Source organism: Nocardioides aequoreus (assembly GCF_000720335.1).
GTDB lineage: Bacteria > Actinomycetota > Actinomycetes > Propionibacteriales > Nocardioidaceae > Marmoricola > Marmoricola aequoreus.
Genome location: NZ_JOJN01000002.1, coordinates 693261 through 713016, shown reverse-complemented (window position 1 = coordinate 713016; position 19756 = coordinate 693261). Strand labels below are relative to the sequence as shown.

18 protein-coding genes are annotated in these 19756 nt (G+C 74.6%); 6 read left to right on the top strand and 12 right to left on the bottom strand.

Features of this window, described 5'->3' with window-relative positions; all coding sequences use genetic code 11:
- Position 1 precedes the first annotated feature (1 nt).
- The 3 genes from IG63_RS0105970 to IG63_RS0105960 are packed head-to-tail and all read right to left on the bottom strand — an operon-like array spanning position 2 to position 2623.
- Positions 2-1138, bottom strand: coding sequence for a winged helix DNA-binding domain-containing protein (locus IG63_RS0105970; RefSeq protein WP_030483468.1), 1137 nt, complete (start codon positions 1136-1138; stop codon positions 2-4).
- Positions 1135-2343, bottom strand: coding sequence for an ATP-binding protein (locus IG63_RS0105965; RefSeq protein ID WP_030483467.1), 1209 nt, complete (start codon positions 2341-2343; stop codon positions 1135-1137). Before IG63_RS0105965 ends, IG63_RS0105970 begins: the two co-directional genes overlap by 4 nt.
- Positions 2344-2386: 43 nt before the next feature.
- The gene (locus IG63_RS0105960; protein WP_030483466.1) at positions 2387-2623 is read right to left on the bottom strand and encodes a hypothetical protein; all 237 of its coding nucleotides are present in this window, start codon (positions 2621-2623) and stop codon (positions 2387-2389) included.
- A gap of 71 nt (positions 2624-2694) precedes the next feature.
- Here IG63_RS0105960 and IG63_RS0105955 point away from each other — a divergent pair, with 71 nt between their 5' ends.
- Positions 2695-3579, top strand: a complete 885-nt coding sequence (locus tag IG63_RS0105955; protein ID WP_030483465.1) for a DNA-formamidopyrimidine glycosylase family protein — start codon at positions 2695-2697, stop codon at positions 3577-3579.
- A gap of 74 nt (positions 3580-3653) precedes the next feature.
- Entirely contained in the window at positions 3654-3992 is a 339-nt protein-coding gene (locus IG63_RS0105950; RefSeq protein ID WP_030483464.1) for a rhodanese-like domain-containing protein, read from the top strand.
- A 3-nt stretch (positions 3993-3995) separates the two neighbouring features.
- On the opposite strand, the gene aat is transcribed toward IG63_RS0105950, so the two are convergent.
- On the bottom strand, positions 3996-4682 hold the full coding sequence (gene aat / locus IG63_RS0105945; RefSeq protein WP_030483463.1) for a leucyl/phenylalanyl-tRNA--protein transferase: 687 nt from the start codon (positions 4680-4682) through the stop codon (positions 3996-3998).
- Between the two features lie 51 nt (positions 4683-4733).
- On the opposite strand from aat, the gene IG63_RS0105940 reads away from it, so the two are divergent.
- A complete protein-coding gene (locus IG63_RS0105940) occupies positions 4734-5426 on the top strand; it encodes an EcsC family protein (protein WP_030483462.1) in 693 nt (230 codons plus the stop codon).
- A 77-nt stretch (positions 5427-5503) separates the two neighbouring features.
- On the opposite strand, the gene IG63_RS0105935 is transcribed toward IG63_RS0105940, so the two are convergent.
- The 4 genes from IG63_RS0105935 to IG63_RS0105920 form a co-directional block, all read right to left on the bottom strand.
- Entirely contained in the window at positions 5504-6730 is a 1227-nt protein-coding gene (locus IG63_RS0105935) for a cytochrome P450 (protein ID WP_030483461.1), read from the bottom strand.
- A 4-nt stretch (positions 6731-6734) separates the two neighbouring features.
- Complete coding sequence (locus IG63_RS0105930; protein ID WP_030483460.1) at positions 6735-7637, bottom strand: hydroxymethylglutaryl-CoA lyase; 903 nt, start codon at positions 7635-7637, stop codon at positions 6735-6737.
- Positions 7630-9429 carry an acetyl/propionyl/methylcrotonyl-CoA carboxylase subunit alpha gene (locus tag IG63_RS0105925; RefSeq protein WP_030483459.1) on the bottom strand — a complete coding sequence of 600 codons (1800 nt, stop codon included), beginning with the start codon at positions 9427-9429 and terminating at the stop codon, positions 7630-7632. Before IG63_RS0105925 ends, IG63_RS0105930 begins: the two co-directional genes overlap by 8 nt.
- Before the next feature lie 130 nt (positions 9430-9559).
- Positions 9560-11074 (bottom strand): carboxyl transferase domain-containing protein, encoded by a 1515-nt coding sequence (locus IG63_RS0105920; protein WP_030483458.1) that lies wholly within the window; start codon positions 11072-11074, stop codon positions 9560-9562.
- A gap of 147 nt (positions 11075-11221) precedes the next feature.
- Between IG63_RS0105920 and IG63_RS0105915 the strand changes: the two genes are divergently transcribed.
- Positions 11222-12508 (top strand): O-acetylhomoserine aminocarboxypropyltransferase/cysteine synthase family protein, encoded by a 1287-nt coding sequence (locus IG63_RS0105915; RefSeq protein ID WP_030483457.1) that lies wholly within the window; start codon positions 11222-11224, stop codon positions 12506-12508.
- Positions 12508-13611 (top strand): homoserine O-acetyltransferase MetX, encoded by a 1104-nt coding sequence (metX, locus tag IG63_RS0105910; RefSeq protein WP_030483456.1) that lies wholly within the window; start codon positions 12508-12510, stop codon positions 13609-13611. The genes IG63_RS0105915 and metX overlap by 1 nt, the downstream gene beginning before the upstream one ends.
- Before the next feature lie 3 nt (positions 13612-13614).
- On the opposite strand, the gene IG63_RS0105905 is transcribed toward metX, so the two are convergent.
- From IG63_RS0105905 to IG63_RS0105895, 3 genes are read right to left on the bottom strand one after another with little or no spacing between them, the layout of a single operon-like run.
- Positions 13615-14211, bottom strand: coding sequence for an SACE_7040 family transcriptional regulator (locus IG63_RS0105905; RefSeq protein WP_030483455.1), 597 nt, complete (start codon positions 14209-14211; stop codon positions 13615-13617).
- Between the two features lie 18 nt (positions 14212-14229).
- Positions 14230-14955, bottom strand: coding sequence for an SWIM zinc finger family protein (locus IG63_RS0105900; RefSeq protein ID WP_051706188.1), 726 nt, complete (start codon positions 14953-14955; stop codon positions 14230-14232).
- Positions 14948-17665, bottom strand: coding sequence for a DEAD/DEAH box helicase (locus tag IG63_RS0105895; protein ID WP_030483453.1), 2718 nt, complete (start codon positions 17663-17665; stop codon positions 14948-14950). Before IG63_RS0105895 ends, IG63_RS0105900 begins: the two co-directional genes overlap by 8 nt.
- Positions 17666-17781: 116 nt before the next feature.
- On the opposite strand from IG63_RS0105895, the gene IG63_RS0105890 reads away from it, so the two are divergent.
- On the top strand, positions 17782-18192 hold the full coding sequence (locus IG63_RS0105890; protein ID WP_169741761.1) for a hypothetical protein: 411 nt from the start codon (positions 17782-17784) through the stop codon (positions 18190-18192).
- A 17-nt stretch (positions 18193-18209) separates the two neighbouring features.
- Here the strand turns inward: IG63_RS0105890 and IG63_RS0105885 are convergent, their stop codons facing one another.
- Positions 18210-19616 (bottom strand): NAD-dependent malic enzyme, encoded by a 1407-nt coding sequence (locus IG63_RS0105885; protein ID WP_030483451.1) that lies wholly within the window; start codon positions 19614-19616, stop codon positions 18210-18212.
- Between the last annotated feature and the right edge of the window lie 140 nt (positions 19617-19756).

Here is a 19756-nt window from a genome sequence, read left to right as displayed (position 1 = left end):
TCTAGTCCGCGCGCGCCACCGTGACGCCGGTGAGGGTGACGCCGTACGCCGTCTGCAGCGCCGCCGCCTGCTCCTCCACCTCGGCCTTGCGAGGACGTCGCGTGCCGGCGAACCAGCGCACGTCGAGCCGGCGCAGGGTGCCGGAGCCGTCGAGCCGCCACGCGCCGGTGAGCCGGCCGTCGACCATCAGCGGCGCCTGCAGCAGGCCGTTCTTGATGTTCCACAGGTGGGCGAGGTGCTCGGCGGTCACGAAGCGGTCGCGCCGCTTGGAGTCGTAGGCGCACAGGGTCGCGTCGAACTCCGGCAGCAGCCGCACGCCTGGCGGCTCGACGGGCCCGGGGGCGCCGGGCAGCTCGTGGTAGTCGCGGCCGTCGGGACCCTGGTGGGTGACCAGGTCGGCGACGAGGCGCGCCAGCACGGTGTCGACGACGGTCAGGCCGAGCCCGGCCCACCAGGCCAGGTCGTGGCGGCTCGACGGTCCGTGGCACTCCAGGTGGCGACGCACCAGCGCGTCGAGCGAGCCCTCGACGTCGGCGAGCACCTCGGCGCGCGGGCCGAGCAGCGTGGCGGCGGTGCGGTAGCCGGGCCGCCCCTGGCCCTCCCAGCCACCGGTCAGCGGGCGGCGCACGAGGCCGCCGTGGCCGAAGGAGAGCGAGCGACCCGCGGTGTCGTCGATGCGGGCGTCGTGTCCCGCGTCGTGTGCGTCCAGCCAGCCGCGGAGGTGGTCGTGCAGCTCCTGGGCGGTGCGCCACTCCCGCGCCGCGTAGGTCTCGATCGCCTCCCAGACGTCCTCGACGCGGTGCTCGGCCAGCCGCCAGGTGCGCTCGTAGAAGCGGTGCTGCCCGTAGCGGATCGCGACCTCGAGCAGCGCGTGGTCCTCCGGCGTCGACGTGTGCACCGTGCCGCGGAGGTTGCTGCCGCGCACGATCGCCCAGGACTCGTACGTCGCGCTGATCGTGTCGCGGGTGACCCCGGGCAGCCGCGCCGCGAGAGCGACGTACGGCGACCGCGCCGTCTGCGCCTGCACCGGCCCGATGGCGTGGAGCGCGCGGACCACGGCGTCGACGCCGCGGCCCTCAACGTTGGGGAGCTGCCGGGCCAGGGAGCGGGCGCCGAGCTCCTCCCAGGTCACGCTCACTGTCCCTGTCTCCTCAGGAACTTCCCGAAGTGCGGCACCGTGAAGGCGACGGTGCCGCGCTCGCCGGAGTAGACGAGGCCCTTCTTGATCAGCCCGTCGCGGGCGGGGGAGAGCGACTGCGGCTTGCGGCCCAGGGTGCGGGCGACCTCGGCGGTGGCCACGGCGCCGTCGCCCACCTGCTCGCCCAGGTCGGCCATCGCGACCATGTAGTCGCGCTCCGCGGGGGTGGCGCGCTCGTAGCGGGCCCCGAAGAAGCCGACCGCCAGCTCGGCCTCGGCCTCGGGGGCGGCCTGCACGACGTCGGCCCAGGAGATCGGGGAGCCGAGCGCGGTGTCCCACACGACCTTGCCGTAGGCCTGCACGAAGTAGGGGTAGCCGTCGGTGAGCCGGTAGAGCTCCTCGAGGGCCTCCCGCTCGTAGGTCGCGTCCTCCTCGGCCGCGGGGAGCGTCCACGCCCGCTCGGCCATCTCGCGCGGCAGCCGGTCGACCGCGACGTAGCGGAAGAGCCGCTCGGCGTAGGACTTGGAGGCGGCCAACGCGGCCGGCAGGTGGGGCAGCCCGGCGCCGACCACCACCAGGGGGGCGCCCTGCTGGCTGATCTCGTGGCAGGCGCCGCAGAGGGCGGCGAGCTCGTCGGTGGCGACGTCCTGCATCTCGTCGACGAAGAGCGCGATGCCCACCCCCAGGTCGCGGGCGAGCGACCCGGCGTCGGTGAAGAGCTCGACCAGGTCGAGCTCGAGGTCGCCGGAGTCGGCCCGCCCCTTGACCGCGGCGACCTCGGTGGGGGGCTGCCAGCGCGACCCGGTGGCGCGGGCGCCCTTGCGCTCCTCGAGGGTGGCGCGCAGGGCGAAGGCCTTGAGCACGCCCGTCACCTCCTCGACCCGCTCCGGGTCGCGGTGGCGGTGGGCGACCTCCCGCAGCGCCGCGTGCAGCGCCTGGGCGAGCGGCAGCCGCAGCGACTGGTCGGGGCGGGCCTCGAGCTTGCCGGTGCCCCACGCCCGCTGCACGGCGAGGCTGCGCAGCGCGTTGAGCAGCACGGTCTTGCCGACGCCGCGCAGCCCCGAGAGCACCAGGCTGCGGTCCGGACGGCCCGCGGCCACGCGCTCGAGGACCACGCCGAACTGCTGCAGCTCGCGGTCGCGACCCGCCAGCTCGGGAGGTCGCTGGCCGGCGCCGGGGGCGTAGGGGTTGCGCACGGGGTCCACGATCGGACCGTATCGGGGTGTCTAGCCCTGGGGCTAGACATCGCTAGCGTGTCGTAGCGGCGAGTCCGGCGCTGAGCGTCGTCAGCAGCGAGGCGACCTCGTCGCGCGCGAGCCGGAAGGTGCCCAGGCACTCGTTGGCCCGCCACAGCGAGAGAATCACGATGTCGGAGCCCGTCTCGGAGGTCTCCCACCGCACCACCAGCGCACGGTCGTGCCGGTCGGCGTCCAGGAAGCAGGCCGTGCCCTCGGGCATGTGGGCCTGGCGGACGGGCGCGGTCATAGTCGATTCTGACCCGTCGACCCCTCGCTGACCAGGCCTGTCTGGTCCAGCCGCGCAGTACGGTGGGGGGCGTGCCTGAGCTGCCCGAGGTGGAGGCCCTGGTCGGCGACCTGTCGCGTCGCCTGGCCGGCAGGGCCGTCGTACGCGTCGACGTCGTGGCCTTCAGCTGCCTGAAGACCTACGACCCACCCGTCACCGCCCTGTCCGGCGGTCTCATCGAGGGGGTCTTGCGGCACGGCAAGTTCCTCGACCTCGACGTCTCCGGCACCCACCTGGTGCTCCACCTGGCGCGGGCCGGCTGGATCCGGTGGAAGGACGACCCGCCCGCCACCCCGCCACGTCCGAGCAACAAGTCGCCGCTCGCCGCGCGGATCCTGCTCTCGCCGGGACCCGACGGGGGTGGCGAGGCGGCGCTCGACGTGACCGAGGCCGGCACCCGCAAGAGCCTGGCGCTCTACGTCGTGCGCGACCCCGCCGACGTCGAGGGGATCGCCCGGCTCGGGCCCGACCCGCTCGTCGGCGACTTCACCATCGACACGCTCCGCGAGATCCTCGCCGCCGCCGGCCGGGCCCAGATCAAGGGCGTGCTGCGGCACCAGAGCAACATCGCGGGCATCGGCAACGCCTACTCCGACGAGCTGCTCCACGCCGCGCGGATGTCGCCCTTCAAGCCGGCCAACAGCCTCGACGACACCGAGCTCGAGACGCTCTTCGAGGCGATCCGCCGTGTGCTCGGCGACGCGGTCGCCCGCTCCAGCGGCCTGGCCGCCTCGGAGCTGAAGGGCGAGAAGAAGAGCCACATGGCCGTGCACGGCCGGGCCGGCCAGCCGTGCCCGGTGTGCGGCGACACCGTGCGCGAGGTGAGCTTCGCGGACTCCGCGCTGCAGTACTGCCCCACCTGCCAGACGGGCGGCAAGCCGCTGGCCGACCGCCGGATGTCGCGCCTGCTGAAGTGAGCGGCCGCAGCGGGTCCTGCGGTCGGTGCCGCCGCCGGTCGAGGGCGCCCTGGGGGCTGGCGTAGGCTCCGCCCGTGATCGAGGTCCCGACCATCGAGGTCGCCCAGGTGCCCGACCCGCTGCCCGACGGCGTGACCGTCGTCGACGTGCGCGAGCCCGTCGAGTGGGAGCACGGCCGCATCGCGGGCTCCGTGCACGTGCCGCTGCAGCAGCTGCCGGCCCAGCTCGACGAGCTGCCGCGCGACCAGCAGCTGCTCGTGGTCTGCAAGGTCGGGGGCCGCTCGGCCCAGGCCACCGCCTTCCTGCGCGAGAAGGGCTTCGAGGCCGTCAACCTCGCGGGCGGGCTGATCGACTGGGCCGACGCCGGCCGCACGCTCGTGCGCGACGGCGAGGACGCCCCGCTCGTCGTCTGACCCTCACCGACGGGTGAAGACCGCCGGCAGCGGCTGCTCGAGCGCCCGGCGCAGCCGGTCGAGGTAGGTCGCGCGCGGCACCTCGACCACGCCGAGCGTCGCCAGGTGCGGCGTACGCCACTGGGTGTCGAGCAGGCGCGCGTCGGCGTGCTCGTCGCGCAGCAGCTCGACCAGCCCCACCAGCGCGGCCTTCGAGCCGTCGCGCACGCGGGTGAACATCGACTCGCCGGCGAAGAGCCCGCCCACCGCCACGCCGTACAGCCCACCGGCGAGCTCGCCGTCGCGCCAGGCCTCCACCGAGTGCACCCAGCCCAGCCGGTGCAGATCGGCGTACGCCGCCGCGATCTCGTCGTCGATCCAGCTGCCCTCGCGCCCGGGGTCGGCGCAGCCGGCGATCACCTGGTCGAAGGCGGTGTCGACGCGGATCTCGAAGTGCCGCAGCGACTGCCGCAGCGAGCGGCTCACCCGCAGGCCGTCGAGCGGGAGCACCCCGCGCTCCTCCGGCGACCACCAGGCCATGGCGTCGCCGGCCTGCTCCAGCCCCATCGGGAAGAGCCCGCGGCGGTAGGCCTGCAGCAGGGTGCCCGGCTGCAGGTCGGCGCCGAGGCAGACCACGTCGCCGTCGGCGTCGTCGGGGGGAGGGAAGACCCAGGGGCTCGGCGGCGGCTCGACGGGCCAGGGGGTCGGCACGCCCCCATCGTGGCACCCGGCGGTGCGAGGGGGCGCCGTACGCTGGCGACCATGAGCCTCGCCAAGCGCCTCGGGGCGGGCCTCGGGCCCAAGGTGACCGAGGCCGCACCTCACCTGACCGCGTCGTTCGTGCACCAGGCGCTCGACCGCGCGATCCGCGGGGTCGGCCCGCTCGACTCCGCCGCCATGGCCGCCGAGCGGCAGCTCGACGAGCACCACGGCGACGAGAAGGCCGCGGTCAAGGCGCTGATCGAGTCGCACGTGCGGCTCGCGGGCGCCCAGGGCTTCCTGACCAACCTCGGCGGCCTCGCCACCATGCCTGTCGCCGTGCCCGCCAACATCGGCGGCCTCGCCCTGATCCAGTGCCGGCTGGTCGCCGCGATCGCGCACCTGCGCGGCTACGACCTGGCCGAGCCACGGGTGCGCGACGCCGTGCTCACGGCGCTGCTGGGGGAGGAGCGGGTGCACGAGCTGGTACGGCGCACCAAGCTGCCCGGGCCGCCGATGGCGCTGGCCACCGCCCCCGTGCACGACCCCGACCTCGACACCCTCGTGGCCAACGAGGTCGCCGCCGAGCTGATGACCCGCATCGCCGGCAAGCGGCTCGCCTACACCGTCGGACGGCGTACGCCGATCGTCGGCGGGGTCGTCGGCGCCGGCACCGACGGCTACGCCACCTGGCGCATCGGCCGCTACGTCGACGTCGAGCTGCTCCCCCGCCCCCGCCGACGCGTCACCCGCTGACCGCCGAGAGGTCACTCCCTGGCCCGCGAGAGGTCACTGCCTGACGCTCGAGAGGTCACTGCCTGACGCTCGGACCGTCAGGGAGTGACTCCTGGGTGGTCAGGGAGTGACCTCTCGGCGGAGAAGCGGAGGGGGAAGCGGACGGGACCGGTGTTGCCGGAGACGGGCAGCCACTCGCCGGGTCCGTCGGCGACGATGTCGGGCATCCGGCGGGCCAGCAGCGGCAGCGCGACGCTCATGTCGGTGCGGGCGACGAAGTGGCCCAGGCAGTGGTGGACGCCGCCGCCGAAGCCGCTGTGCGGCGGCCGGTCGGTGACGGTGATGTCGAACGACGCGTCCTCGCCCATCGCGCGCGGGTCGGTGCCGGCGGCGTGGGAGAGCACCTGCACGATGCCGCCGCGCGGCACGTGCAGGCCGTCGAGCTCGACGTCCTCGACGGCCTCGCGGGTCACCCACGTGACCGTCGGGTTGACCCGCATCACCTCCTCGACCGCCGCGGCGCCGAGCTCGGGGCGCTCCGCGAGCAGCGCCCACTGGGCGGGGTGGCGCAGGAAGGTCTGCACGGCGAGGCCGATCTGGTTGCGCGTGGTCTCCATGCCCGCGAAGGCGAGGAAGACCAGCCCGTTGCTCAGCTCGCGGGCGCTGAGCCGGTCGTCGTGCTCGTGCGCGGCGAGCAGGGTCGTGACCAGGTCGTCGCGGGGGCGGGCGCGCCGCTCGGCCACCACCTCCTCGACGTACGCCGTGAGGCCGGCGAGCGCCGCCTCGATGCGCGGCAGGTCGCGCCGGAGGTTGACCCCGAAGGACTTGCCGAGGTCGTCGGCCCAGTGCGCCACCTGCGCCCAGTGGTCGTCGGGCAGGCCGAGCAGCAGGCAGAGCACCCGCGCGGAGTAGGGCTCGGCGAACTCGCCGACCAGCTCGACCCGGCCGCGCGGCGCGAAGGCGTCGACCAGCTCGGTGGCGAGGTCCTGGAAGTGCGGCCGCATCGCCTCGATGGCGCGGCTGCGGAAGGCCGGGCCGAGCAGGCGGCGCAGCCGCAGGTGGTCGGGGCCCTCGAGGCTGAGCAGGGTCTCGGCCCACCACTGCGGGAAGGGCCCGTCGTGCACGCCGTTCTGCGCCGGCCAGCGCGCGTTGCCCTGCTGGAAGCGGCGGTCCTTGAGGATCGCCTGGCCCTGCTCGTAGCGCAGCACCGCCCAGCCGTACGGCGTCTCGGCGTACCAGTCCTGCTCGCGGGCCTCGTGCACGGCCGGGGAGGTGACGTCGAAGGCGGGGTTCGCCAGGTCGAGGTGGGTGACGGGCTCGCGCACGGGGTCAGTCTGCCGCCAGCGCCTGCACCACCCGGCTCGGGCTGGGACGCCCGAGGTGGCCGGCCATCCAGCGGCTCGTGGCGACGAGCGCGCCGAGGTCGACGCCGGTCTCGACGCCGAGGCCGTGCAGCATCCACACGAGGTCCTCGGTCGCGAGGTTGCCGGTGGCGCTCTCGGCGTAGGGGCAGCCGCCGAGCCCGCCGGCGCTGGCGTCGAAGGTGGTGACGCCGTGCTGCAGCGCGGCGTAGGCGTTGGCCAGGGCCTGGCCGTAGGTGTCGTGGAAGTGCACGGCGAGCAGGTCGTCGGCGACGCCGGCGTCGTTGAAGGCGGTGAGCAGCTCGCCCACGTGGCCGGCCGTGCCGACGCCGATGGTGTCGCCGAGCGAGAGCTGGGTGGCGCCGAGCTCGAGCAGGCCCACGCCGACCCGCACCACCTGCTCGACCGGGACGGCGCCCTCCCACGGGTCGCCGAAGCACATCGAGACGTAGGCGCGGACGTCGGCGCCGGCCGCGAGCGCGCGGCGTACGACGGGCTCGAACATCGTGAGCTGCTCGCTCACGCTGCGGTTGAGGTTGCGCTGGGCGAAGGTCTCGGTGGCGCTGCCGAAGACCGCGACGTGGCGGCAGCCCAGCTCCAGCGCGCGGTCGAGGCCGCGCTCGTTGGGCACCAGCACCGGCAGCGCGCGCCCCTCGTCGCCCAGGAGGCCGAGCAGCTCCTCGGCGTCGGCCAGCTGCGGCACCCACCGGGGGTGCACGAAGGACGTCGCCTCGACGACCGGCAGCCCCGCCGCGAGCAGCCGTCGGCAGAAGTCGGCCTTCACCTCGGTGGGCACCAGGGCCTTCTCGTTCTGCAGCCCGTCGCGCGGACCGACCTCGTAGACCGTCACGGCCCGGGGGAGGTCACTCATCGGGCACCACGCGGAAGAGGACGGCGCCGAGCTGCACCCGGTCGCCGGCGGCGGCACCGACGAGGTCGACCGTGCCGGCCACGTCGGCGGTGAGCGACAGCTCCATCTTCATCGCCTCCATCACGCCCAGCACCTGACCGGCGCCGACCTGGTCGCCCTCGGCCACCCGGACGTCCAGCACGGTACCCGGCATCGGGGCCAGCACGGTGCCGTCGCCGGCGACGGCCACCGGGTCGGCGAAGGGGTCGGGACGCGGGAAGTCGAAGCGCTGGCCGTGGGCGACCACCTCGACGTGGTCGTCGGTCACGCGCGCGACCACCCCGGCGGGGGCGGGCCCGGCCAGGCGCACCGGCTCGTCGAGGTGCACCACGGGCTCGGCAGGCGGTCCGCCGAGGCGGAAGCCGTCGGAGCGCCACGGGCCGCTCGGCGTGCGCCCGGCGTCGTACGCCGCCCACGCCGCCAGCCGGCGCGCCTCGCCGGGGTCGGGGGCGGGCAGCTCGTGGCGGTCGAGCCAGGCGGTGTCGACGGCCGCGTCGGCGAACTCCTCCGACGCCGCGAGCGCACGCAGGAAGCCGGCGTTGGTGGTCAGGCCCAGCACGGCCGTGCCGTCGAGCGCCTCGACCAGCCGCTGCCGGGCCTGGGCGCGGTCGCGGCCGTGGGCGACCACCTTGCCCAGCATCGGGTCGTATGCCGTCGAGACGACCTGTCCGCTCTCCAGGGCGTGGTCGACCCGCACGCCCGGCCCCTCCGGCCAGCGCACGTGGGTCGCGGTGCCGGCCTGGGGCAGGAAGCCGGCGTAGGCGTCCTCGGCGTACACCCGCGCCTCGATCGCGTGCCCGGTCAGGCGTACGTCGTCCTGCCGCACGGGCAGCGGCTCGCCGGCCGCGACGCGCAGCTGCAGCTCGACCAGGTCGAGCCCGGTGACCATCTCGGTCACGGGGTGCTCGACCTGGAGGCGGGTGTTCATCTCCAGGAAGTAGAAGTCGCCGGAGTCGGCGTCGAGCAGCAGCTCGACGGTGCCGGCGCCGGTGTAGCCGACGTGGGCGGCGAGGTCGACGGCCGACTGCCGCACCTGCTGCCGGGTCGCCTCGTCGAGCGTGGGGGCGGGTGCCTCCTCGAGCACCTTCTGGTGGCGGCGCTGCGGGGAGCAGTCGCGCTCCCCGAGGTGGATCACGGTGCCGTGGGTGTCGCCGACGACCTGCACCTCGACGTGACGGCCGCGCTCGACGTACCTCTCCACCAGCAGGGTGTCGTCGCCGAAGGCGCTCGCGGCCTCGCGTCGCGCCGCCGCGACGGCCTCGGCGAGCCCGTCGGCCGAGCGCACGACGCGCATCCCCTTGCCGCCACCCCCGGCCGCGGCCTTGACGAGCACCGGGAAGGTCCACGACGCGGGGTCGTCGTCGAGGTCGTACGCCGGCACGACCGGGACCCCCGCGGCGACCGCCAGCTCGCGGGCGGCGTCCTTGCGGCCCATCTGCTCCATCACCGCGGCGGTCGGCCCGACGAGGGTGACGCCGGCCGCCTCCAGCGCCGTGGCGAAGGCGGCGCGCTCGGAGAGGAAGCCGTAGCCGGGGTGCACGGCGTCGGCGCCGGCCGCGACCGCCGCCGCGACCATCTCCTCGACGTCGAGGTAGCTCTCGACGCGTAGGGCCGCGTCGGCCTCCCGCACGTGGGGGGCCTCGGCGTCGAGGTCGGTGTGCACCGCGACCGTGCGGAGGCCCATCCGGCGGCACGTGCGGAAGACCCGCCGCGCGATCTCGCCGCGGTTGGCGACCATGACAGTGGAGAACACGGGTCTCACGTTGCCTCTCGTCTCACTGGGTCTCGACGCGCCCGTCGCGACCTCGTCCCTCGGTCGCGGGGCTTGCTCGACCTGGCCGCGCCCACGCGCCGAGCTCGTTCCTCGCTCGTCACTGCGCGTCTCACATCCGGAAGACGCCGTAGGACGGTGGCGGCGCGGGCTCGGTGTCCAGCGAGAGCGCCATGCCGAGCACCCTGCGGGTGTCGGCGGGGTCGATGACGCCGTCGTCCCAGAGCCGTGCGGTGGAGTAGTAGGGCGAGCCCTGCTCCTCGTACTGCGCGCGGATCGGGGCCTTGAAGTCCTCGTCGTCCTCGCGGCCGGCGACGGTGGCCAGGACGCTCGCGGCCTGCTCGCCCCCCATCACCGAGATCCGCGCGTTGGGCCACATCCACAGGAAGCGCGGGTCGTAGGCGCGGCCGCACATGCCATAGTTGCCGGCCCCGAAGGAGCCGCCGATGACCACGGTGTACTTCGGCACCACCGAGCAGGCGACGGCCGTGACGAGCTTGGCGCCGTCGCGCGCGATGCCGGCGTTCTCGTACTCCTTGCCGACCATGAAGCCCGAGATGTTCTGCAGGAAGACGAGCGGGATGCCGCGCTGGTTGCACAGCTGCACGAAGTGCGCGCCCTTGCGGGCCGACTCGCTGAAGAGGATGCCGTTGTTGGCGACGATGCCGACCTCGTGGCCCCAGATGCGGGCGAAGCCGGTCACCAGCGTCTCGGCGTAGAGCGGCTTGAACTCGTGGAAGCGGCTGGCGTCGACGACGCGGCGGATCACCTCGCGCACGTCGTACGGCGTGCGGCTGTCGGTGGGCACGACGTCGTACAGGCCGGCGGGGTCCTCGACCGGCTCGACGACCGGCTCGGCGTGCGGGGGCGCCGAGCGGGGGAGGGTGTCGACCACCGAGCGCAGGATGCGCAGGGCGTGGGCGTCGTCGTCGGCGAGGTGGTCGACGACCCCGGAGGTGCGGGCGTGCACCTCGCCGCCGCCGAGCTCCTCCGCGGTGACGACCTCGCCGGTGGCGGCCTTCACCAGCGGCGGGCCGCCGAGGAAGATCGTGCCCTGGTCGCGCACGATCACGGTCTCGTCGCTCATCGCCGGCACGTAGGCGCCGCCCGCGGTGCACGAGCCCATCACCGCGGCGAGCTGGGGGATGCCCTGGGCCGAGAGGTTGGCCTGGTGGAAGAAGATCCGGCCGAAGTGGTCGCGGTCGGGGAAGACGTCGTCCTGCATCGGCAGGAAGGCGCCGCCGGAGTCGACGAGGTAGACGCACGGCAGCCGGTGGGCGCGGGCGACCTCCTGGGCCCGCAGGTGCTTCTTGACCGTCATTGGGTAGTAGGTGCCGCCCTTGACGGTGGCGTCGTTGGCCACGACGAGCACCGGACGACCGTGCACGGTGCCGATGCCGGTGACGATGCCGGCGCTCGGCACCGCGTGGTCGTCGCCGTCGGCGTACATCCCGTAGGCGGCGAGGGGGCTCAGCTCGAGGAAGGGGCTGCCGGGGTCGAGCAGCCCGTCGACCCGGTCGCGGACGAGCAGCTTGCCGCGCGCGGTGTGCTTGGCGCGGGCCCGCTCCGACCCGCCCTGCCGGACGCGCGCGAGGCGCTCGCGGAGCTGGTCGACGAGGTCGCGCATCGTGGGGGTGGCGGCCGCTGTGGTCACGCGGCGATGTTAGCGATCGTTAACACGCGGGGCCAGTCCAGCTGACGGACCGCAAACATAAGTAGGGCGAGTGACTTTAGTGTCTGAAGGGTCCGTCCCCCACCGTCGAGAGCGACCGCCATGACCTACCGCCCCGAGACCCTCGCCGTCCACGCCGGTCAGGAGGAGGCCGACCCGGCGACCAACGCCCGGGCCGTGCCGATCTACCAGACGACCTCCTACGTCTTCGACGACACCGAGCACGCGGCCAACCTCTTCGCGCTCGCCGAGCCCGGCAACATCTACACGCGCATCATGAACCCGACCCAGTCGGTCTTCGAGGAGCGCATCACCCGGCTCGAGGGCGGCGTCGGCGCGCTCGCCGTGGCCTCGGGCTCGAGCGCGACGACCTACGCGGTGCTCAACCTGACCTACGCCGGCGACAACATCGTCGCGCTCTCGACGCTGTACGGCGGCACCTACGCGCTCTTCGCCCACACGCTCCCGCAGTTCGGCATCGAGGTGCGCTTCGTCGACCCCGCCAAGCCCGAGGAGCTGGCCGCCGCCGTGGACGAGAGGACCAAGCTGGTCTTCGGCGAGACCATCGGCAACCCGCGGCTCAACGTCGTCGACCTGCAGGCCTGGTCGGACGCGGCGCACGCCCACGGCCTCCCCTTCATCGTCGACAACACCACGCCGACGCCCTACCTCTCGCGGCCCTTCGAGCACGGGGTCGACGTCGTGGTGCACTCGGCGACGAAGTACATCGGGGGCCACGGCACCTCCATCGGCGGCGTCATCGTCGACTCCGGCAACTTCGCGTGGGCCGAGCACCCCGAGCGCTTCCCGGGGCTCACGCAGCCCGACGCGGCGTACCACGGCGTGGTGTGGACCGAGGCGGTGGCCGAGCTGGCCTACATCGTCCGCGCGCGGACGGTGCTGCTGCGCAACACCGGCGCCGCGATCACCCCGCTGAACTCCTGGCTCTTCCTCCAGGGCCTGGAGACCCTGCACCTGCGGCTGGAGCGCCACAGCAGCAACGCCCTGCGGGTCGCGGAGCACCTCCAGGCCCACGAGGCGGTCTCCTGGGTGAGCTACCCCGGACTCCCGGGCGACCCCTCCAAGGAGGTCGCCGACCGGGTCTTCACCGGCCGCGGCTACGGCGGTCTGGTCAGCTTCGGCCTGCGGTCCGGCCGCGACGGCGGCAGGCGCTTCGTCGAGGCGCTCGAGCTCTTCAGCCACCTGGCCAACATCGGCGATGCCAAGTCCTTGGCCATCCACAACGCCACCACCACCCACAGCCAGCTCACGCCCGAGGAGCTCGAGGCCGCCGGCGTGCCGGAGGACCTGGTGCGGCTCTCGGTCGGGATCGAGAACGTCGAGGACCTGATCGCCGACCTCGACCAGGCGCTCGCCGCGGCGAAGTAGTGGGGGTCGGCCTCGTCGCCACCCAGCGGGTCGGGGTCGCGACCGACGCCGACCCGCTGGTGCTCGAGCGCGGCGCGGCGCTGGCGCCGGTCGAGATCGCCTACGAGACGTACGGCGCGCTGAGCGCGGCGCGCGACAACGTCGTGGTCGTCTGCCACGCCCTCACCGGCGACGCGCACGCGGCCGGCCACCACGGCGACCCCGCTCGCCGCGGCTGGTGGGACAACCTCATCGGGCCCGGCCGCGCGCTCGACACCGACCGCTTCCACGTCGTGTGCGCCAACCTCCTCGGCGGCTGCCGGGGCACGACGGGGCCGTCGTCGACCGATCCCGCCACGGGGGCGGCGTACGGGCTGGACTTCCCGCTGCTCACCATGGGCGACCTGGTGACGGGGCACCGCGCCGTGCTCGCCCACCTCGGCGTCGAGCGGGTGCACGCGGTCGTCGGCGGCTCGCTGGGCGGCATGCAGGCACTGGAGTGGGCCCTCGCGCACCCCGGCGAGGTGGAGCGTGCCGTGCTGGTGGCGGCGTCGTCGCGGCTCACGGCCGACAGCATCGCGCTCTCGGCGGTCGCGCGGCACGCGATCATGGCGGACCCCGACTTCTGCGGGGGCCAGTACGCCGCGCACGGCCGCCGTCCGGATCACGGGCTGTCGGTCGCGCGCCGGATGGCGCACATCACCTACGTCAGCGAGGAGCTGCTGGAGCAGAAGTTCGGGCGCGAGCAGGTCGACGACGGACCGCCGCGCCTCGGCACGCACTTCCAGGTCGAGTCCTACCTCGACCACCAGGCCCAGATCTTCCTCGAGCGGTTCGACGCGCTCAGCTACCTCTACCTGACCCGCGTCATGGACTACTTCGACCCCTTCGCGGTGCCCGACCGCCTCGCCCGGTTGCGCGGCGCCGGCACCGAGGTCACCCTGGTCAGCTTCGACTCCGACCGGCGCTTCGGGACCCCGCACTCACGACGCATCCACGAGCACCTGCGGGCGGCCGGCGTGCCGAGCGAGCACACCGAGCTGGCCTCGCCGTACGGCCACGACTCCTTCCTGCTCACCCCGCCCGGCTACCACGACCTCGTGGCCGCGGCGCTCGCGCGCTGAGGGTCAGGCGCGGGGCAGCGCGGCCGCCTGGCCGACCAGGGCGCGGCCCGCCATCTCGGTCAGCAGCGCCCGCATGGCGTCACGGTCGAGGAAGGTGCTGTGGGGCGTGGAGTTGAGCAGCCCGAAGGTCGCGTGCACGGCCGCCCGGGCGCCCTCGGGGGTGCTCTCGGGCAGGTGGGCGCGCAGCTGCTCGACCCAGACCTCGACGTAGGCGCGCTGGGTGCGGCGCACCCGCTCCCGTGCTTCGTGCGAGAGCGCCGACCAGTCGCGGTCCTGCACCACGATCAGGGCGGGGTGGTCGAGCGCGAAGTCGGTGTGCCAGCCGATCAGCGCCTCGAGGGCGTCCGCGGGCGACCCGGCGGCGGCGACGCGCTCGCGGCCGACGGTCAGCAGCTCCTCGCTGATGCCGACGAGCATGGCGGCGAGCACGGCGTCCTTGGAGCGGAAGTGGCGGTAGATCGCCGGACCGGAGAAGCCGCAGGCCGCGCCGAGCTCGGCGATCGAGACGCCGTGGAAGCCGCGCTGGGCGAAGAGGTCGGCCGCGACCGCCAGGATCTGCGCCTTGCGGTCCTGGGGACGCTCGCTCGCGGGCTCACTCACGTCGGAGAAGGCTAGCCATCACCCGGGGGCGGGGACGAGCCGGGCCACCGCCTCGTCGTACGCCGCCACGGCCGGGTCGGCCAGTCCGTGCCCGCGCGGGGCGTCCTCGGCGAGGGCCAGCACCTGCGCGGCCCGGCCGCGTGCCTCCTCGCGCTCCTCCGCGCCGGGGGTCGGCAGTCCGGCGGCCAGCGCGCCGATCTCGTCGAGCAGGGCCTCGCGGGTGCGGCCCCGCAGGAGCAGCAGCACGTAGGGGTCGCGGTCGACGTGCCAGGCGAGCTGGTACAGCAGCCCGAGGGCGTGCACGCACGGCTGCGCCCAGGCGTCGCACTCGCACGCCGTCTCGAGCTCGGCCGGGCCCGGCAGCAGCTCGGCGCCGGCCTCGTCGGCGTGCTCGACCAGGTCGACGGGGAGCTGGCCGCTCTCGAGCGCCGCGGTGAAGCCGGCCTCGCGCGCGGCCTCCCGGGCGAGGGTGCGCCAGCCGTCGTCGTCGAGCCGCTCGACCTTGAGCTGGGCCATCAGCGGGAGCTCGCTGCCCGGGTCGACCACCACCGAGGCCATCGCCTCGAGCACCACGACGGCGCCCAGGCGTCCGGAGCGCGCGAGCGCCCGCGCCGCGACGAGGTCGCCGGCGTCGACGGCGGTCTCCTCGGCGGAGCGCACCAGCGCTCGCCCCCACCACGTGTCGCTGCGCGCCGCGGCCCCCCGGCGCCGGGCCACCCGGGTCAGCACCATCGGGTCAGGCATCCGGGAGGTCCCCGGTGCGGCGCAGGTGCACCAGGTCGTCGAGCTCGTCGTCGCTCAGCTCGGTCAGCGCCACCTCGGAGCCGCCGAGCACCGCCGCGGCGACCGACCGCTTGCGCTCCAGCAGCCGCCCGATGCGCTCCTCGATGGTGCCCTCGGTCATGAGTCGGTGCACCTGCACCGCGCGCGTCTGCCCGATCCGGTGGGCGCGGTCGGTGGCCTGGTCCTCCACCGCGGGGTTCCACCAGCGGTCGAGGTGGACGACGTGGTCGGCCCGGGTCAGCGTGAGCCCGGTGCCGCCGGCCTTCAGCGAGAGCAGGAAGACGGGCACCGTGCCCGCCTGGAAGTCGCGCACCATGCGCTCGCGCTCGCGCACGGGCGTGCCGCCGTGCAGCAGCATCGTGGGCACGCCGGCCGCGGCGAGGTGGCGCTCCAGCAGGCGCGCCATCTCGACGTACTGGGTGAAGACGAGCATGGCGCTGCCGTCGGGACCGTCGTCGGCCAGCACCGTGGCGAGCAGCTCGTCGAAGAGCTCGAGCTTGCCCGAGCGGCCGCGGAGCCGCCCGCTCGGCTGGCGCAGGTAGTGGGCGGGGTGGTTGCAGATCTGCTTCAGGCCGGTGAGCAGCGCCAGCACCAGGCCGCGGCGGGTCTCCTCGTCGGCCTCGCGGATGCGCCGCATCGACTCGCGCACCAGCGTCTCGTAGAGCACCACCTGCTCCTGGGTCAGGCCCACGACGTGGTCGGTCTCGGTCTTCGCGGGCAGCTCGGGGGCGATGCCGGGGTCGGACTTGCGCCGACGCAGCAGGAAGGGCCCCACGAGCTGGGCGAAGCGCCGGGCCACCGCCGGGTCGACCCCGGCCTCGATGGGGGCGGCCCACGCCTTGCGGAAGGCGGCGCGCGAGCCGAGCAGGCCGGGGGTGGCCCAGTCGAGGATGGCCCACAGGTCGACCAGGTTGTTCTCCACGGGCGTGCCGGTGAGAGCGACCCGGCAGCGGGAGCGCAGCGCCCGCAGGTGGCGCGCGGTGGCGGAGCGGGGGTTCTTCACGTGCTGGGCCTCGTCGGCGACCACCAGGTCCCACGTGACCCCGGCCAGGGCGGCCGCACCGGCGGCGTCGCTGCGCATCGTGCCGTAGGTGGTGAGCACGAAGCCGTCGTCGAGGTCGGCCAGCGAGCGCGAGGAGCCGTGGAAGCGGCGTACGGCGACGTCGGGCGCGAAGCGACGCAGCTCGCCCTCCCAGGTGCCGAGCAGGCTCGCCGGGCAGACCACGAGCGTCGGCCCGCCGAGGAGGCCGCGGCTGCGACGGTGCAGGTGCAGCGCGATGAGCGTGACCGTCTTGCCCAGGCCCATGTCGTCGGCCAGGCAGGCGCCCACTCCGACGCCGGTGAGCTCGGCCAACCAGGTCAGGCCCCGGCGCTGGTAGTCGCGCAGCGTCGCCCGCAGCCCCGGGGGGTCGGCCAGCGGCGCCACCTGCGCGGCGTCGACGATGCGCTCGCGGACCCGCTCGAGGGTGGCGCCGGGGTGCACCTCGACCGTGGCGCCGTCGACCTCGAGGGAGCCCGTGAGCGCGGCCTGCAGCGCGGTCCCGGCCCCCACCTCGCGCTCGGGCTGGTCGAGGCCCGCGCGCACCCGCTTGCGGGCGCGCCGGGCGACGGCGGGGTCGACGACCCACCAGTGGTCGCGCAGCCGCACCACCGGGGTGGTCGCCGCGGCGAGCGCGTGCATCTCCTCGTCGGTCAGCGGCAGGTCGCCCGACGCGTCGCGCAGGGCGAGCCGCCAGTCGAAGCCGAAGAGCGCGTCGGGGGCGAGCAGACTGTCCTGCAGCGGCGTCTCGCGCGTGCCCTGGCGCACCTCGACGCGCCCCTGCGGCACCAGCTCGGCGCGCAGCGAGCGCGGCCACAGCACGTCGACGCCCACGGCGTCGAGGGCCTCCACGCCGTGCTCGAGCAGGTCGGCGAGCTCGTCGGCGTCGAGCACCATCCGGTCGGGCACCTGCTGCCGCTGCAGCCGGTCGAGGGGCGTCCAGGCGGTGGCCGCCTCGCGCAGCGCCACGCCGGCCGCGACCCGGGCGCGCGGGTGGAAGCGGTGCACGTCGGGTGGATCGACCCAGAGCCGCTCGACGTCGACGAAGTGGGTCTCGTCGTCGAGGGCGTGCGCCTGCAGCGCCACCGCGACCCCGCCCCCGACGAGCACCTCCTCGGGGGCCTCGACGCGCACCACGAGACGCACCTGCTCGGGGAGGTCGGCGTGCTCGGGGGCGACCTCGGCGGGCGGCCGGTGCCGCACGACCTGGCGCCGCGGCTGGGCCACCGCGCCCGGTGAGCGGAGCATGCTGTCGGCCACGGCGTCGAGCAGCTCGCGCACCAGGTCCTCCGCCTCCTCGGGCGGGACCTCCTCGTGGGCGCGGGCCACGGCCAGCGCGCGCACCCGGGCGTCGTCGTCGCTGCTGAGCGGGCCGGCGCGCCACGCCTCGGCGTCGTCGTCGAGCCGCACCGAGCCGCGCGCCACCAGCTGCATCGCCAGCAGCGTCGCGCCCCCGAGCAGTCCCACCGAGGGGTGCGCGTCGTCGGCCCGCACGGCCCGCGTCAGCACCGGGATGGCGCTCGCGACCCGCAGCCGCACCTGGCGGCCGCGGCCGCTGAACTCGACCTCGCTCTCCCGCGGCGGCTGGCGCGGCACCCAGACGGCCGGGCCGGACAGCGGGACGAAGCTCACCCGGGCGAACCTAGCCGCCCCGACCGACAGGGCGGTGCCCCAGGCTCGGGTCCCGGCATGTGAACAAGAGGGGGAAACGCCTGGATGTCGGACTCGAGACGTCGATGGTGACTCACGTGACCTCCTCGGTACGGTTCCGCACCGCGATGACCCGTGCGCTGGTGCGGCCGCTCGCCGTCGCGCTCGGCGCGGGCGTGGTCGTGGTCGGCGGCCTCGCGTGGACGGGCTCGGGCGCCGGCGACCTGCGGCTCGACGGGGCCGAGCAGGGCGGCACGCTGGCCCCCGTCACCTCCGAGCAGCGGCGCCAGCAGCGGGCGACGGCGCTGCTCGAGCGGCACGTCTGCTGGTCGGGCGAGGCGCCCCCCGACATGCGGGGCGTGCTGCCGGGCCACACCGTGGTCAGCCACCGGGTCGGCGGCGGGGTGCGCACGTCCTACGCCGGCTCCCGGCTCGTGGGCGAGGCCCTCGAGGAGCTCTTCGGCGAGGGCTCGCGCGAGGTCGTCGCGGTGCACGGCTTCTGCCGCTGACTCCCGCGGGCGACGCCTCAGGCGTCGGTGCCGCGGATCGCCCGCGCCACCGCCTTGGGCACCTGGGCGTCGAAGACGCTGGGCATGATGAAGCTCGCGTTGAGCTCCTCGTCGGTCACGACGTGCGCGATCGCGTCGGCCGCGCGGATCAGCATCTCGGTCGTGACGTCGGACGCGCGTGCGTCGAGCAGCCCGCGGAAGACGCCCGGGAAGGCGAGCACGTTGTTGATCTGGTTGGGGTAGTCGCTGCGACCGCTGGCGACCACGGCGGCGTACGGGATCGCCTCGGCGGGGTCGATCTCGGGGTCGGGGTTGGCCAGCGCGAAGACGATCGGCTGGTCGGCCATCTCGGTGATCCACTCGGCGTGCAGCACGTTGGGGGCGCTGACGCCGATGAAGACGTCGGCGCCCTGCAGGCCGTCGCGCAGGTCGCCGGTGACCTTGCGGGGGTTGGTGCGCCGCGCCAGCTCGAGCTTGGCCTCGGGCAGCGACTCGTCGTCGCCGGAAAGGCAGCCCTCCCGGTCCCACACCACGACGTCGGTCGCGCCCGCCGCCAGCAGCAGCGTGACGATCGCGGTGCCGGCCGCACCGGCGCCCGCGACGACGATGCGGGTGTGGGCGAGCTTCTTGTCGACGCATCGCAGGGCGTTGGTGAGCGCGGCGAGCACCACGATCGCGGTGCCGTGCTGGTCGTCGTGGAAGACGGGGATGTCGAGGCGCTCGCGCAGGCGGCGCTCGATCTCGAAGCAGCGAGGCGCGGCGATGTCCTCGAGGTTGATGCCGCCGAAGCCCGGGGCGATGGCCTCGACGACGTCGACGATGCGGTCGGTGTCCTGGGTGTCGAGGCAGATCGGCCAGGCGTCGATGTCGGCGAAGCGCTTGAAGAGGGCGGCCTTGCCCTCCATCACCGGGAGCGCCGCTCCGGGGCCGATGTTGCCCAGGCCGAGGACCGCGGAGCCGTCGGTCACCACGGCGACGCTGTTGCCCTTGACCGTCAGCCGCGGGACGTCCTCGGGCTTGTCGGCGAGCGCCTTGCTGACGCGCCCGACGCCCGGCGTGTACGCCATCGAGAGGTCGTCGCGGGTGCGCAGCGGGACCTTGGAGCTGACCTCGATCTTGCCGCCGATGTGCAGCAGGAAGGTGCGGTCGGAGACCTTGTGCACCGTGATGCCCTCGAGCCCGCGGATCTGCTCGACGATCTCCTCCGCGTGGTCGGAGTCGGTGGCCGAGCAGGTGACGTCGACCACCAGGCGGTCGTGACGCGACTCGGTCACGTCGAGCGCGGTGACGATGCCGCCCTCGTCGGCGATGCACGACGCCACGTGCCCGATCAGCTGTGGTCGGACGTCGGTGTGCAGCCGCACCGTGATCGAGTAGGACCCACTGGTCGCCATCCGGCGCTTGCGCTGCGGCTGCTCACTCATGGCCCGCATCCTCCGCCATCGGCCCGGTTACCGGCGAGTCCGTGACCCCGGTCACCCGAGAACACTACGAACTCAATCCCGGCCGACGCCGCTCGGCACCGCTCGGGGGCGGCCGCCCCCGCGGGTCACGGACGCGTGCT

Excerpts from the sequence above, each read along its gene's own strand:
- IG63_RS0105960 (WP_030483466.1), bottom strand. The coding sequence starts at position 2,623 with ATGACCGCGCCCGTCCGCCAGGCCCACATGCCCGAGGGCACGGCCTGC.
- IG63_RS0105940 (WP_030483462.1), top strand. The coding sequence starts at position 4,734 with ATGAGCCTCGCCAAGCGCCTCGGGGCGGGCCTCGGGCCCAAGGTGACC.
- IG63_RS0105930 (WP_030483460.1), bottom strand. The coding sequence starts at position 7,637 with ATGAGTGACCTCCCCCGGGCCGTGACGGTCTACGAGGTCGGTCCGCGC.
- IG63_RS0105920 (WP_030483458.1), bottom strand. The coding sequence starts at position 11,074 with ATGCGCGACCTCGTCGACCAGCTCCGCGAGCGCCTCGCGCGCGTCCGG.
- IG63_RS0105915 (WP_030483457.1), top strand. The coding sequence starts at position 11,222 with ATGACCTACCGCCCCGAGACCCTCGCCGTCCACGCCGGTCAGGAGGAG.
- IG63_RS0105900 (WP_051706188.1), bottom strand. The coding sequence starts at position 14,955 with ATGCCTGACCCGATGGTGCTGACCCGGGTGGCCCGGCGCCGGGGGGCC.
- IG63_RS0105885 (WP_030483451.1), bottom strand. The coding sequence starts at position 19,616 with ATGAGTGAGCAGCCGCAGCGCAAGCGCCGGATGGCGACCAGTGGGTCC.